The sequence below is a fragment of the Rhizobium sp. FG96 genome (assembly GCF_057808655.1).
In genome coordinates this window covers 1-13471 of record NZ_JBMDIL010000010.1, presented here as the reverse complement: position 1 = coordinate 13471, position 13471 = coordinate 1, and the positions used below count along the sequence as shown (strand labels likewise).

At 62.0% G+C, this 13471-nt stretch carries 11 protein-coding genes; 8 read left to right on the top strand and 3 right to left on the bottom strand.

Features of this window, described 5'->3' with window-relative positions; translation table 11 throughout:
* Positions 1-17: 17 nt before the first annotated feature.
* From cyoB to ACODR6_RS19810, 4 genes are read left to right on the top strand one after another with little or no spacing between them, the layout of a single operon-like run.
* On the top strand, positions 18-2024 hold the full coding sequence (gene cyoB / locus ACODR6_RS19825) for a cytochrome o ubiquinol oxidase subunit I (RefSeq protein WP_489023888.1): 2007 nt from the start codon (positions 18-20) through the stop codon (positions 2022-2024).
* Between the two features lie 5 nt (positions 2025-2029).
* A complete protein-coding gene (gene cyoC, locus ACODR6_RS19820; protein WP_489023886.1) occupies positions 2030-2650 on the top strand; it encodes a cytochrome o ubiquinol oxidase subunit III in 621 nt (206 codons plus the stop codon).
* Entirely contained in the window at positions 2647-3054 is a 408-nt protein-coding gene (gene cyoD, locus ACODR6_RS19815; RefSeq protein WP_112712356.1) for a cytochrome o ubiquinol oxidase subunit IV, read from the top strand. The genes cyoC and cyoD overlap by 4 nt, the downstream gene beginning before the upstream one ends.
* A gap of 40 nt (positions 3055-3094) precedes the next feature.
* Positions 3095-3835 (top strand): SURF1 family protein, encoded by a 741-nt coding sequence (locus ACODR6_RS19810; RefSeq protein ID WP_489023883.1) that lies wholly within the window; start codon positions 3095-3097, stop codon positions 3833-3835.
* On the opposite strand, the gene ACODR6_RS19805 is transcribed toward ACODR6_RS19810, so the two are convergent.
* Positions 3836-5242, bottom strand: coding sequence for an FAD/NAD(P)-binding protein (locus ACODR6_RS19805; RefSeq protein WP_489023881.1), 1407 nt, complete (start codon positions 5240-5242; stop codon positions 3836-3838).
* Positions 5243-5638: 396 nt separating this feature from the next.
* On the opposite strand from ACODR6_RS19805, the gene ACODR6_RS19800 reads away from it, so the two are divergent.
* From ACODR6_RS19800 to ACODR6_RS19790, 3 genes are all read left to right on the top strand, one after another.
* A complete protein-coding gene (locus tag ACODR6_RS19800) occupies positions 5639-7603 on the top strand; it encodes an ABC transporter ATP-binding protein (RefSeq protein ID WP_489023879.1) in 1965 nt (654 codons plus the stop codon).
* A gap of 211 nt (positions 7604-7814) precedes the next feature.
* Positions 7815-9713, top strand: a complete 1899-nt coding sequence (locus ACODR6_RS19795; RefSeq protein WP_489023877.1) for an ABC transporter ATP-binding protein — start codon at positions 7815-7817, stop codon at positions 9711-9713.
* Between the two features lie 51 nt (positions 9714-9764).
* Positions 9765-10787, top strand: a complete 1023-nt coding sequence (locus ACODR6_RS19790) for an NADP-dependent oxidoreductase (RefSeq protein ID WP_489023875.1) — start codon at positions 9765-9767, stop codon at positions 10785-10787.
* Positions 10788-10794: 7 nt separating this feature from the next.
* Here ACODR6_RS19790 and ACODR6_RS19785 read toward each other — a convergent pair whose 3' ends face one another.
* A complete protein-coding gene (locus tag ACODR6_RS19785) occupies positions 10795-11604 on the bottom strand; it encodes a phosphate/phosphite/phosphonate ABC transporter substrate-binding protein (RefSeq protein WP_489023873.1) in 810 nt (269 codons plus the stop codon).
* 216 nt (positions 11605-11820) lie between these two features.
* Between ACODR6_RS19785 and ACODR6_RS19780 the strand changes: the two genes are divergently transcribed.
* Positions 11821-12024, top strand: coding sequence for a cold-shock protein (locus ACODR6_RS19780; protein WP_112712366.1), 204 nt, complete (start codon positions 11821-11823; stop codon positions 12022-12024).
* Between the two features lie 78 nt (positions 12025-12102).
* Here the strand turns inward: ACODR6_RS19780 and ACODR6_RS19775 are convergent, their stop codons facing one another.
* A complete protein-coding gene (locus tag ACODR6_RS19775; RefSeq protein WP_489023871.1) occupies positions 12103-13377 on the bottom strand; it encodes a hypothetical protein in 1275 nt (424 codons plus the stop codon).
* Between the last annotated feature and the right edge of the window lie 94 nt (positions 13378-13471).

Sequence of the window (13471 nt, the reverse complement as noted above, 5' to 3'; positions counted from 1 at the left end):
AATGAACGGGTTATTCCATGTTTTCCAATCCTGACCTCCTGAAGTTCATCTTCGGCCGGTTGACCCTCGATGCGATCCCCTATCACGAGCCGATCCTGATCTTCACCTTCATCGGCGTTGCGATCGGCGGCATCGCCGTCGTGGGGCTCATCACCTATTTCAAGTTCTGGGGACCGCTCTGGCGCGACTGGATCACCAGCGTCGATCACAAGAAGATCGGCATCATGTATGTGATCCTCGCCGTCATCATGCTGCTGCGCGGCTTTTCCGACGCGATCCTGATGCGTATCCAGCAGGCGATCGCCTTCAATGGTTCGGAAGGCTATCTGCCGCCGCATCACTACGACCAGATCTTCACGGCGCATGGCGTCATCATGATCTTCTTCGTGGCGATGCCCTTCGTCACCGGCCTGATGAACTTCGTCGTGCCGCTGCAGATCGGCGCCCGCGACGTCTCCTTCCCGTTCCTCAACAACTTCTCGTTCTGGATGACCACCGCCGGCGCGATCATCATCATGATCTCGCTCTTCATCGGTGAATTCGCACGGACCGGCTGGCTTGCCTATCCGCCGCTTTCGGGCGCGGACTACAGTCCTGGCGTCGGTGTCGACTATTATATCTGGGGCCTGCAGGTCGCCGGTGTCGGCACGACGCTGTCGGGGATCAACCTGATCGCGACGATCGTGAAGATGCGCGCGCCCGGCATGACGTTCATGAAGATGCCGGTCTTCACCTGGACTTCGCTCTGCACCAACGTGCTGATCGTCGCCTCCTTCCCGATCCTGACCGCGACCCTCGTTCTGCTGTCGCTCGACCGCTATGCCGGCACGAACTTCTTCACGAACGATCTCGGCGGCAACCCGATGATGTATGTCAACCTCATCTGGATCTGGGGCCACCCAGAAGTCTACATCCTCGTGCTGCCGGCCTTCGGCATCTTCTCCGAAGTGGTCGCCACCTTCTCCGGCAAGCGCCTCTTCGGCTACGCCTCGATGGTTTACGCCACCTGCGTCATCATGATCCTCTCCTACCTCGTGTGGTTGCACCACTTCTTCACAATGGGTTCGGGCGCCAGCGTCAACTCGTTCTTCGGCATCACCACGATGATCATCTCGATCCCGACAGGGGCGAAGATGTTCAACTGGCTGTTCACGATGTATCGCGGCCGCATCCGCTACGAAGTGCCGATGCTCTGGACCGTCGGCTTCATGGTGACCTTCGTCATCGGTGGTATGACCGGCGTCATGCTCGCCATCCCGCCAGCCGACTTCGTGCTGCACAACTCGCTGTTCCTGATCGCCCACTTCCATAATGTCATCATCGGCGGCGTGCTGTTCGGCCTCTTCGCCGGCGTCAACTACTGGTTCCCGAAGGCCTTCGGCTTCAAGCTCGACCCGTTCTGGGGCAAGATGAGCTTCTGGTTCTGGCAGATCGGCTTCTTCTTCGCCTTCATGCCGCTCTACGTGCTCGGCCTGATGGGTGTGACGCGCCGCGTCTCGCAGTTCGAAGATCCGTCGCTGCAGATCTGGTTCATCATCGCCGCCTTCGGCGCCGGCCTGATCGCCATCGGCATCGCCTCGTTCCTCATCCAGATCTTCGTCAGCTTCCGCAAGCGCGAAGCTCTCAAGGACGAGACCGGCGACCCGTGGGATGGCCGTACGCTCGAATGGGCGACCTCTTCGCCGCCGCCGGACTACAACTTCGCCTTCACGCCGGTCGTCCACGATCACGACAGCTGGTACGACATGAAGAAGCGCGGCTATGTCCGTCCGCTCGAGGGCTTCAAGCCGATCCACATGCCGAAGAATACCGGCACCGGCGCGATCCTCTCGGCACTCAGCATCGGCCTCGCCTTCGGGCTGATCTGGTACATGTGGTGGCTGGCGATCCTGTCCTTCGCCGCGATCGTCCTCGTGTCGATCCTCCACACCTTCAACTACAAGCGTGACTTCTACATTCCCGTGGAAGAAGTCACCGAGACGGAAGACAAGCGCACGCAGCAGCTTGCCGCGGCGCAGGGATGACGACCATGACCGATCACACAATCGACACGGCCGAGAAGCCCGTTTTCTACCTCACCGAGGAGCATCATCCGGAGAGCAGCACCAATCTCGGTTTCTGGCTCTACCTGATGAGTGACTGCCTGATGTTCGCAGTGCTCTTCGCCACCTATGGCGTGCTCGGCCGCAACTATGCGGCCGGCCCGTCGCCGAAGGATCTGTTCGATCTGCCGCTGGTGGCGATCAACACCTCCATGCTGCTGCTGTCCTCGATCACCTACGGCTTTGCGATGCTGCAGATGATGCGTGGCTACAAGGCCGGCGTGCTGTTCTGGCTGGCCGTCACCGGCCTGTTCGGCGCAGCCTTCATCGGCCTCGAACTCTATGAGTTCGCGCATCTGATCCACGACGGCGCAGGCCCGACGCGCAGCGCCTTCCTGTCGGCCTTCTTCACCCTGGTCGGCACCCACGGTCTGCACGTGACCTTCGGCATCATCTGGCTGATCACGCTGATGATCCAGGTCTCGATGCACGGCCTGATCGAAGCCAACAAGCGCCGCCTGATGTGCCTGTCGATGTTCTGGCACTTCCTCGATGTCGTCTGGATCGGCGTCTTTTCCTTGGTCTATCTGCTGGGAGTTCTCGGATGAGCTCGAACACTCACGCCCACGACGCACATCACGACCATGGCCATGGCGGCCACGGTCACGGCGGTCACGAGGCCGATCACGGCTCGTTCAAGAGCTACATGATCGGGTTCGTCCTGTCGGTCATCCTGACGGCGATCCCCTTCTGGCTCGTCATGGCCGGCGTCTTCGAAAACCCGCTTGTCACGGCAACCGCGGTGATGATCCTCGGCGCGATCCAGATCGTCGTCCACATGATCTACTTCCTGCATATGAACACGCGTTCTGAAGGCGGTTGGACCATCATGGCGCTGATCTTCACGATCGTCATCGTCGCCATCGCGCTCGCCGGTACCTTCTGGGTCATGCATCATCTGAACACCAACATGATGCCGATGAGCCCCGAAATGATGAAGAACATGCCCTGAGCATGACGCGGGCGGCGATCAGCCGCCCGCCTTTTTTGCCATGACCGATCTTTCCGACACCAAGCCCGACAGCCGCCGTTCGCCCGTGAAGCTCTTTGCGCTCTGCGGCCTGATCCTCTTTGCCATGGCCGCATTCGTGGGCCTCGGCATCTGGCAGATCGAGCGGCTTTACTGGAAGCTCGACCTGATCGCCCGCGTCGACCAGCGCATCCATGCCGAACCGGTCGCGGCACCAGAAGGGCGCAACATCAATCCCGCCGAAGACGAATATCTGCGCGTCAAGGCAACCGGCACGCTGGATAGCGGCAAGGAGACCTTCGTCTATACATCGACGGAGCTCGGCCCCGGCTATTGGGTGATGACGCCGCTGATGCTGGCGGATGGCAATGCCATCCTGATCAACCGCGGCTTCGTACCCTCCGAAAAGCGCGATCCCAAGACCCGCGCCGAAGGGCAGCTCTCCGGCACGGTGACGATCACCGGCCTGCTGCGGCCGACCGAGCCGAAAGGCTCGCTGCTGCAATCCAACGATCCCGCGACGGGATGGTGGTATTCGCGCGATGTCGCGGCGATCACCGCCGACAAAGGCGTCGAGAAGCCAGAGCCCTATTTCATCGATGCCGATGCAACGCCCAATCCCGGCGGTTCGCCGGTCGGCGGGCTCACCCGCGTCGTCTTCCCGAACAGCCACCTGAGCTACGCGATCACCTGGTTCGCCATGGCGATCATGATGGCCGGGCTGCTTGTGGTCGTTATCCGCAGTGAGTTGCGCCGCCGCTAATCACATCGCCCGGCATTGCGGGAAGGCGCGGGCCGCGACCTCTTCCGCCGCGGCATAGGCTTGGCTGACAATCTCCGGCACCAGATCGATATCTGGCAGACTGCCGAGCCCGAGCGGACCGATCGCAAAGATGCCATCCACAGCGGAACCATCTTCGAGATAGGGCTCGCCCCTCTGGTTCACGGCAATGCCGAGACCAAGCTCGTCCGGCATCGCCAATCCGGCAGCAAAGAGGCTCTGCAGCAGGGGCGCCTCAAGATCGGCAGCGCGGCAGCGGCAGTCGATGACCCGCTCTGCATGGATCACTTCCTCAGCGGCCGATCCCGCCGGCGTAAAGAAGATGCCGCTCAGGCCTTGCCGCCCGGCAACGCCGCGGCGAAGTACGGTATTGCCACCGGCGAGCTCGCGCTTCAGACGCAGATACATGGCTTCGGGCAGACGGTTGCGGTGGCTGTCATAGATGGCACGCAGATGCCGGTTGAACTGCTGCTTCTGGCGCGCCGGCAGCGCCCGCCAGAGCGAGCGGGCATGTTTGCGTAATCCGTTCATCACCGACTGCCAGCTGCGCCCCGCCTCCTCCGCCTCACGGCAGGCATTGCGGATAAAGCGCAGGATGTCAGGCAGATCCTTCGGCAGTTCTTCTGCAGGGAAAACCGGCTCGGCGGAGTTCGGCGTATGGCTCTGCGGTAGGAAGCCGTGCTTGGAGACAATGGTGATCTGGCCACCATAGCCTTCGTCGCGTAGCTGCAGCAATTGGTCGACAACGCGGATGCCGCTGCCGAGAAGAATCGTATGCGGGCGGCCAACGAGACGCTGGGCGCGCACCGGCGCACCTTCGCCGGAGAGCAGATCGGCCTGCGGGAGCCCGTAGCCGGTTGCCAGGAAAACGGTATCGAAGAGCGGATTGGCAGGGCCGGCATGTTCGAGAAGGAAGCGGTGGCCGTGGCTCCTGCGGATCGCCACGACGGGTTCGTGGCTGACCTGGACGGTGATGTCCTTGCGGGTGGCGAGCGCTTCGGAAAAGCGCTGGTAAACGTAATCGCTGAAAATTTCCTTGGGCACGAAGATCTGGCGGAATCCCGGGATCGCCGCAGGCACCGCGGCGCGGAACTCCGCGTTGCTACAGAGCCAGTCGTTGAAATCGCCGGCATCCCCGGTCGAGACCGAGAGATCGCGAACGCGGGTGTTGAGGATCGCCGAGCGCCGGGCCGAGGACAGCGCCTGCCCGCCGCTGACGGAGGAATTGGGATCGAAGAGCTGCAGATGGAACGGTGTGCGAACCGTCTTCATCAACGCAATCGCCGTCATCATCCCGGAAAAGCCGCGCCCGACAATGGCGACGCGCGGAATGGCGGAAGGCTTCGCCGCCGCCGCGGCCTTCGCAGAGAAAAGTCCTTGAACCGTCATCTCAACTCCTCGCGGTCATCACCGCATCCGTGTCTCGATCAGGGTATCGACGCAGAAAAATCGCGCTGCGTCGGCCGGGGTTCGCGCCGCCATACAAGCGGTTGTCCGGCACGCGCCGGAAGGGGAACTAGGGCCGCAATCGCTGCTGTCCATAGTCTATCAAACTGGTCGTGTATGAGAGCGGAAAATGACGCGGCTGGCAACCCCCTCGCCCACGAAGCCCCCACGCGACATGCTAACCCGTTGATCTCGATGCGGACTTTCCCTTTTTCCGGCACACCGCCAAGGCAACAGTGATTTCCACCAGAAGGCGAACGGGAAGCCGGCGATCTTTCACGCGCGCCCGCCGCCGGATTTTCCCCTCACGATAAAATAACCAGTTGGTGAATTCTTTACTTGAACGGCCGGATGGAATCGGCAAAAGTAAGCGTACTATCAATCCCTTCATGGAATTGCCGTCTTTTCGGGCCACCGTCCGGACACACACATCTATTTGGAATCATTACCGTGAGCAGCGATGCGTCTATGAGCGCCACGAAGCCTTCAGCTTCGCTGGCGAAAGCGACCGCGGCGGGCTGGGGTAAGGGCCTCTTTACGCTGGTCCGCATTACCGTCATGGCCTTCCGTCATCCCTGGCAATCAGGTTTCGCGATCGGTGCGACGCTTGTCGCATCGACGTTTCAGCTGCTGATTCCCCGGCTTCTCGGCCAGGCCGTGGACCACACGCAGGTTGCATTGAGCGGCGGCACGGCCGGGCAGATGGCGCAGGATGCGCTGTTGACGACCGCACTCATGCTGCTCGGTGCCAGCGTGTTGCGCGGCATCTTCACGATGATCCAGAACTACTATTCCGAGAGCGTCGGCCACCATATGGGCTACGAGCTGCGGCTCGCCTGCTACGAGAAGATCCAGCGCCTTTCCTTCAGCTTTCACGACACCGTCCATTCCGGCGATCTGATCACTGTCGGCCTTCTCGATCTCGAAGGCGTGCGCATGTATTTCTCGACGGCGCTCGTGCGTGTCTTCCTGCTGTCGATGCTGATCGGCATTGGCGCCTATATGCTGATCTCGACGGATGTGGTGCTCGGGCTTCTGGCGCTGTCCTTCGTGCCCTTCGTCGGCTGGCGATCCTCGGTGACGCAGCTGAAGCTGCGTGCCACCTGGCTGGAACTGCAGGAACGGCTCTCGGTCCTGACCCGCATCATGGAAGAAAATCTCGGCGGCATCCGCGTCGTGCGCGCCTTCGCGGCACAGGATCACGAGATGGCGAAGTTCGAGGCTGCCTCGACCAATGCCGTCGAGCTTGCCCATGAGCGCGTCGGCATCCGCGTTGCCAATACCAGCGCCATGACCTTCTCCTTCTTCGCCTCGATGGGCCTGGTGCTCTGGGTCGGCGGCGGCAAGGTCATGTCCGGCGAGATCACCGTCGGCACGCTCGCCTCGTTCCTGACCTTTATGACCATCCTGCAGATGCCGGTGCGCCAGCTCGGTCTGATGGTCAATGCCTTCGCCCGCGCCTCCACCTGCGGAACCCGACTGTTCAACCTGCTCGATCTCGAGATCGCGGTGCGCGATGCGCCTGACGCGAAAGAGCTGAAGGTCACCGAGGGCACGCTGCGGTTCGAGCATGTCGAGTTCGCCTATCCGAGCTCCGAGATGCATCAGGTGCTCTACGATATCAGCTTCGAGGCCAAGCGCGGCGAGACTGTCGGCATCGTCGGCCCGCCCGGCAGCGGCAAGTCGACGATCGCGCATCTGATCCCGCGCTTCTACGACGTGACCCGCGGCAAGATCACCATCGACGGACAGGATATCCGCCAGGCGACGTTGCAGTCGCTGCGCCGTTCGGTCGCCGTCGTCCAGCAGGATTCCTTCCTGTTCACCACCTCGATCGAGAACAACATCGCCTATGGCGACCCCTGGGCGAAGGAACAACGCATCGAGCGCGCCGCCGAAAGCGCCCAGCTGCACAATTACGTGCTGGGCCTGCCGACCGGCTATGACACCGTCGTCGGCGAACGCGGCGTGTCGCTCTCCGGCGGCCAGCGCCAGCGCCTGTCGATCGCCCGCGCCCTGATGCTGCGGCCGGCCGTGATGGTCTTCGACGATTCGACCGCGGCAATCGATGCGGCGACCGAGCAGCGCATCCGCGCCGCCATGCGCAAATATGCCGCCGATCGCGTCACCCTCATCGTCGCCCACCGCCTGAGCTCGCTGATGCATGCCGACCAGATCCTCTTCGTCGAGGAAGGCCGGATCGTCGAGCGCGGCACGCATGCGGAACTGCTGGCCCTCGGAGGGCGCTACAAGGCGCTTTACGACCTGCAGGTGCGGCCAGGGGATGAGGCTTTGAGTGCTTAACGATTGAGGGCGTGCTGTGCAGCCCCCTCATCCGGCTGCCGCCACCTTCTCCCCGTTGGGGAGAAGGGATGTGCCGCGTGGTTTCCATCTTCCCTTCTCCCCTCGGGGAGAAGGTGGCCCGAAGGGTCGGATGAGGGGCCACAGGCACCACTGCTTTGGCAGCGGCCAAATAAAACAAATACGGGGCCTAAATGGCCGTGGGAGGAATGACATGGCCGAGGAGATGGAAACCGAGCGTCCGGATCCGCGCGAAGACGGCAGGCGGCCGCCGCGAGCGGTGGTCGGGTCGCATCGTGTCGAGGAGGAGATGTTCGGCAAGGCCTTCGACGGCAATATCGTCAAGCGCATCTGGGCCTTCGTTCATCCCTATCGCGACAAGATCGTCTGGTCTGTCGTCGCCGTGCTCACCTTCACGGCGATGCAGCTGACGATCCCGCTGATTATCCGTTACGCCATCGACCACGGCATGCAGCCGGGCAGCAATTCCTCGGCGCTGACTTGGGCGATCGTCGCCTTCCTCTGCGCCATCCTCGTCAACTATGCCGCAAGCTATGCGCAGGAGACGTTGGTCGGCGGCGTCGCCGAGAACGTGCTTTTCGACATGCGTAAGGCGATGTTCTCGCATCTGCAGCGCGTCTCGCTCTCCTTCATGGACAAGACCGAAGTCGGCCGCCTGATGTCGCGCCTGCAGGGCGACGTCAACTCGATGCAGGAATTCCTGGAAACCTCGGTTCTCTCGGTCGGCGACATCGCCCTGCTCTTCGGCATCGTCTTCGTGATGCTCTATCTCGACTTCAAGCTCGGCCTGCTGACGCTTTCGGTGCTTCCTGTGCTGTTTGTCGTGCGCCTGTTCTGGCTGCCGCTCGCGCGCAAATCCTTCATGGCAGCGCATGAGACGAACTCGGTGGCGGCCGGTGCGCTCGCCGAAGCCATTCATGGTGTCCGCGCCGTCCAGAGCATGGACCGCCAGGGCGTCAACTTCACCCTCTACGACGACAAGGCGCATGCCAACCTGCTGACCCACCTGACGGCAGCGCGCTATGCGCAGGTCATGGTGCCGATCGTCGACAGCCTGACGGGTGTCGCCATGGCGCTGGTCATCGTCGTCGGCGGTGCGCGGGTGCTCAACCAGGCGCTCGATGTCGGCGTGCTCGTCGCCTTCCTTTTCTATATCCAGCGCTTCTTCGACCCGATCCGCTCGCTGACGCTGCAATATTCCGTCATGCAGCGCGCCATGGCGTCGGGCCAGCGGCTGACCGAAGTGCTCGACGTGCCTGTCGATATCAAGGATGCGCCTGACGCCAAGGTGCTGTCGAAGGACATGGACGGTTCGGTCGAGTTCCGCGACGTCGTCTTCGGCTACAATCCGAAGCATCCGGTGCTGAAGCATGTCAGCTTCCGGGTAAACCCGGGCGAGACTGTCGCGCTCGTCGGGCCGACGGGCTCCGGCAAATCCAGCTGCATGTCGCTGATCCACCGTTTTTACGATGTGCAGCAAGGCCAGGTCGTCGTCGGCGGCCATGACGTTCGCGAGCTGACGCAGGATTCGCTCGGCGACCAGATCGCCATGGTTCTGCAGGAGCCCTTCCTCTTCACCGGCACCGTCTTCGAAAACATCCGCTATCACAAGACCAAGGCGACGCGCGAACAGGTGATCGAGGCGGCCAAGGCCGTCGGCGCGCATGATTTCATCATGCGGCTGCCGCAGGGCTATGACAGCATGCTCGGCGAGCGCGGCGGCAACCTGTCGCTCGGACAGCGCCAGCTCCTCTCCTTCGCCCGCGCGCTGGTGGCGGACGCGAAGATCCTCGTTCTCGACGAAGCCACGGCGAATATCGACAGCTATACCGAGATGCTGATCCAGAAGGCACTGGTAAAGCTTCTCGAAAACCGCACGGGCCTCGTGATCGCCCACCGCCTTGCCACCATCCGCGAAGCCGACCGCATCATCGTGCTGCAGAACGGCGAATTGATCGAGAGCGGCAATCACAACCAGCTGATGAAGAACGGCAAGCTCTATTCACGGCTTTACAATCTTAACTACGCTTCCTTTGACGATATCCCGGAAGAGGTGCTCGAGGAGACCGCCTCGAATAGTTCGGCGACCTAGCGCATTGCCGATCACGCCGGGCGCGCCAGATTTGGAATAAAGAGGAATACGATGCCCGAGCCTGTCGAAAACGTGAAGATCACCTTGGCATCACGGCCGTCAGGCCCGCCGATGCCCAATAATTTCCGCATCGAGCGGGTTGCGGTGCCGGAACCGGGCGAAGGCGAACTGCTGCTGCAGATCCTCTACCTGTCGCTCGATCCCTATATGCGCGGGCGGATGGACGACGCCAAATCCTATTCGGCGCCGGTCGCGCTCGGCGGCGTCATGGAGGGCGGCACGGTCGCCCGCGTCGTCAGCAGCCGTAACAGCAATTTCGCGCCCGGCGATATCGTGCTCTCCCACTCGGGATGGCAGCTTTATGCCACGTCCAACGGCGACGGACTGCGGAAGCTCGATCCCACGCAGGCGCCGGTCACGACGGCGCTCGGCGTGCTCGGCATGCCGGGCTTCACCGCCTATGCCGGACTTCGCAATATCGGCAAGCCGAAGCCGGGCGAGACCGTCGTCGTCGCGGCTGCGAGCGGTGCCGTTGGATCGGTCGTCGGGCAGATTGCCAAACTGAGAGGCGCCAGAGCTGTGGGCATTGCCGGCGGGCCGGAGAAATGTGCCTTCATCCGCGACGAGCTCGGCTTTGATGTGGCGATCGATCACCGGGCCAAAGATTTTGGCGTTCAGCTCGCGGCGGCCTGTCCCGATGGGATCGATGTCTATTTCGAGAATGTCGGCGGCGCTGTCGCCGAGGCGGTCTTTCCGCTCCTCAACGATTTCGCACGCATACCGGTCTGCGGCCTGATCGCCCATTACAACAACGAACCAGCTGAAGGCCTCGACCGCCTCCCCGGCTTCATGCGCGCCGTGCTGCGCAAGAGCCTGACGGTCCGCGGCTTCATCCAGCGCGAATTCGTGGACCAGAGGCCCGACTTTCTCGCGGAGGCGTCGGCCTGGATCGCAGACGACCGCCTGAAATTCCGCGAGGACATCGTCGATGGGCTTGAGAATGCGCCCGAGGCTTTCATCGGCCTGCTGCCGGGCAAGAACTTTGGAAAGCTGATCATCCACGTCAGCGAATAAGGGATCCTCAGCCGAAATCGCGGAAGCCCAACGCCTCGGCCTGGCGGGCAAATTCAAGCAGCGGCTCGTAGGCGGCATCGGACAGGATAGCGATATTCGTAAGCCCCAGCGTTTCGCGAACGGCCGCAAGCGATGGATCGGCGATTGCTGCCGATAATGCGTCTCTGAGGAGAGCGACCTGCTCATCGCTTGCGTCGCCAGCGGTGATGAACGGCAATCCCGGCCCCGCCGGTGTCTCGCCGATGATCCGGATCATTTCGAGCCTCGCCGGATCGAACCGCCTGATATTGCCGAAGGTGATGCAATCGATCGAAGCGCAATCGGCCTGCCCGGCTGCAACCGCGTCGATACTGGCGCCGTGGCTGCCGGTCTGGACTACGCGGGCAAAGAACGGCCGCCCTCCGGCGAGCGGCGCGGCAGCCGCCCGGAAGAGATTGGCGCCGGAATTGCTGTCCGGGCTGTTGATGGCAGCGATCTTGCCGCGCAGGTCCTCGAGACCGCCGAACGGCGAGTCGCGCCGGACAATGATGAAGCTGCGCATCAGCGGGCCGGAGCAGCCCTGATGGTTGTATTCCGGCGTGGCGACCAGGCGGACTTTGCCGCGCAGCCGCGTCACATAGGGATATCCGCAGGTCTGAGAAAGCAGGAGATCCGGCCGCAGCCACGCCTCGTCATAGGCTATATCCCGGCTGAGTCTCTCCGGTACGCCGGAGAGCCCGGCCTCCAGAAGCTGCTCGCGGATAAACGACCATAGGGCCTCGGTCGCCTCGGCGAGAGGTGCGGGCGTGACATACATGGCGATACTGGCAAGGCTCATCATTTGTCCAATATTGGCAGCAGCGGGATCGTGCAATGGCCGTTCTCGTGCCCATGCCATCCCCCGAAAATGCCCACAAATCCTGGGTTTTGCCGATAAATTGCGAAAGAAACGCAAAAGAGAGCAATTCAGCGCTGTCTAAGCCATTGATATATCAAGGCTCGGACGATAGGGTCTGCCGTCGATTTCAGACCAGCTGACATAAAAGGAACGTCAATGGCTACGGGTACCGTAAAATTCTTCAACGATGACAAGGGCTTTGGATTCATCACGCCGGAAAACGGCGGCCAGGATGTATTCGTCCACGTCTCCGCTCTGCAGCGCGGCAGCTCGCTGCGTGAAGGCGACAAGGTGAGCTACGAAGTCGGCCAGGATCGCAAGACCGGCAAGTCCAAGGCTGAGAACGTTTCGGTTCTCTAATCCCTTGAAATATCCGGCCCGTACCGATGCGGGCGGGCCGGAGATGATCATAGGCGACGATGGTTCGCCTTAGCGCAGCTAGTTATCCAGCTCCGCAAAATACTTCGCGCCCGCGTCGGTCAGAAGCGGCCGCGCGTCCTTCAGCGGCACACTCAGCATATCGTAGGTGCAGGCGAAGATCACATGCGGCAGGCCCTGCAGCGTGAAGACCAGGCTATCCTGCGTGAAATAGACGGCGAGGTTCTGCTTGACGAGATCGTCATAGCCGCAATCCTGCTCGCTATCGGCGTCCATCTTGTCGCGATGGCTATTCACATAGGCAGCAAGCTCATCATCCGGTCCCCAGGTGATGATCGCATCCTTCGCCGCCGTGGCGGGGTCGATAATGTTGCCGCTATCGTCCTTGGCAACCCAGCCCTTCAACAGCTTTTCCGGCACCAGCGCCTGGCCGGTGCGCGCATCGGCAAGCCGGTGATCGGTGAAATTGTCGGGATGCGCCCCACCGCAATAGAAGCTGCCGCTCTCGGAGATACCTATGAGACGCTGGCTGAGATGCTCGACCGTCACCTGGCCGCCACCATCGAAGCCGCTCGTCCCCTCGCCATCGAAACCGGACCAGGCAAAGCCGAGATAGGCGCGCGACAGGCAGGTGAAGGCCGGGATTTCGAACTGCAGCCGCTGCTGGGCGAGATAGGCATTGATCGGCCCGATATCCTCGCCGCCAAGCGAGACGACGGTGGGATAGGCGAGCCCGACGCGGCTATCCTCATCCATGCGATAGCTCAGCTGACCGGCATTGGTGATCGGCCCTTCCTTCAACGGGCGTGAGACCTTGAGGAAGTCGTAGGGCAGGTCGTTCTCGGTAAAAACCGGCGGCTCCGGATGTCCTGACGGATAGTAGCCGGGATCCATCGCATCGAAGAGATCATCGGAATCGCGCAAGATACGGCTGCCCTTCCGCTCCAGCTTTATGGGCAACACCTTGCCGCTATCGGCGTCCTTCCAGGTTCCGGCGAGACCGCCGGCGGCATCGGCCTTCAGGCTCCAGATGGCGCCGATCGGGGCCTCGTCGACCTGCGTGTCATCCGTATTCTTGCAGAGCTTCGGCGTGCAGGGCTCTTCCTCCTCAAGGGTCACGCTGCCCTTACCGTTTGCGGAAGCATGCAGCGGTATGTCGGCGCCCTTCGCCATATAGGAATAACGCCCGGCCTCGTATTGGCCGCTGGCGCCATTGGCGAGCTCGACGATGATCGGCAGCTTGCCGATCGTGCCCGAGAAGGTGACGGCCTCGCCGGCAGCGGCAAGGGGCGCCGTGGCGACGAAGGAAAGGAAAGCCAAAGCCGCAACTCGCATGAAATCTCCTCGAATATCACCGGCTGGAAACGGCCCGATCTAGCAGGGTGTTGAAGAAGTCAATCGCGTTCGCACACGAAGCCGGAATCGTCTC

Excerpts from the sequence above, each read along its gene's own strand:
- ACODR6_RS19805 (WP_489023881.1), bottom strand. The coding sequence starts at position 5,242 with ATGACGGTTCAAGGACTTTTCTCTGCGAAGGCCGCGGCGGCGGCGAAG.
- ACODR6_RS19785 (WP_489023873.1), bottom strand. The coding sequence starts at position 11,604 with ATGAGCCTTGCCAGTATCGCCATGTATGTCACGCCCGCACCTCTCGCC.
- cyoC (WP_489023886.1), top strand. The coding sequence starts at position 2,030 with ATGACCGATCACACAATCGACACGGCCGAGAAGCCCGTTTTCTACCTC.
- ACODR6_RS19790 (WP_489023875.1), top strand. The coding sequence starts at position 9,765 with ATGCCCGAGCCTGTCGAAAACGTGAAGATCACCTTGGCATCACGGCCG.
- ACODR6_RS19780 (WP_112712366.1), top strand. The coding sequence starts at position 11,821 with ATGGCTACGGGTACCGTAAAATTCTTCAACGATGACAAGGGCTTTGGA.
- ACODR6_RS19775 (WP_489023871.1), bottom strand. The coding sequence starts at position 13,377 with ATGCGAGTTGCGGCTTTGGCTTTCCTTTCCTTCGTCGCCACGGCGCCC.
- cyoD (WP_112712356.1), top strand. The coding sequence starts at position 2,647 with ATGAGCTCGAACACTCACGCCCACGACGCACATCACGACCATGGCCAT.
- ACODR6_RS19795 (WP_489023877.1), top strand. The coding sequence starts at position 7,815 with ATGGCCGAGGAGATGGAAACCGAGCGTCCGGATCCGCGCGAAGACGGC.
- cyoB (WP_489023888.1), top strand. The coding sequence starts at position 18 with ATGTTTTCCAATCCTGACCTCCTGAAGTTCATCTTCGGCCGGTTGACC.
- ACODR6_RS19810 (WP_489023883.1), top strand. The coding sequence starts at position 3,095 with ATGACCGATCTTTCCGACACCAAGCCCGACAGCCGCCGTTCGCCCGTG.